This is a genomic window from Kineococcus auxinigenes, from assembly GCF_050871525.1.
GTDB lineage: Bacteria > Actinomycetota > Actinomycetes > Actinomycetales > Kineococcaceae > Kineococcus.
In genome coordinates this window covers 1-532 of sequence record NZ_JBKBCT010000190.1, presented here as the reverse complement: position 1 = coordinate 532, position 532 = coordinate 1, and the positions used below count along the sequence as shown (strand labels likewise).

Annotated in this window: 1 protein-coding gene and 1 pseudogene; both read right to left on the bottom strand. The window is 56.6% G+C overall.

Going from position 1 to position 532, the window contains the following annotated elements:
- A partial coding sequence (locus ACRYR9_RS19965; protein WP_432540248.1) for a hypothetical protein occupies positions 1-243 on the bottom strand: 243 nt, incomplete at its 3' end.
- 84 nt (positions 244-327) lie between these two features.
- Positions 328-532 (bottom strand): annotated as a pseudogene (locus ACRYR9_RS19960) (hypothetical protein); the annotation flags it as partial.

The window sequence follows — 532 nt, the reverse complement described above, 5'->3', positions numbered from 1 at the left end:
ACAGAACCACGCCTCGTTACCTGGGACCTCTTGCCAGCGCTCCCAAATCTCATACAGGGCGCTCAGTAACTCATCGTTGCAATGCCGGAATGTCACCACTCGGGCATCACCGCGCTCGTAGAACAACGCCGACTCAATCACGCCGGTTTGGACTTCCGCATACACCAGCAACCTACCGTTGAGGTCGGTGGCACTTCGGAGCGCGAGCTTTCCAATGGCTTGATACAGCTCTTCAATTTGCATGGTCTTTCTGGGTCTGGTCGACGGACATGGTCCAACTGTCTAACGGCCGCTTCTGGCCGAGAGCGGACTGCCAACGGCTGCGGGTCAGCACAACGTTGGCACGCCGCTGTATCTGAGCTTTGGCATCTCAGGCAGCTGCTGTAGATATATGCCAACGAGTTGATTGTCCCCCATCACGCCGGACGCAGGTTGGCTGCTAAGCAAGGTGACGTGATAGAAGCCGTCATCAAGCTCAATCGACTGGCCTGGCGGACATGTGGAACGCCAGTCCATCAAATCGTAGAGGTCT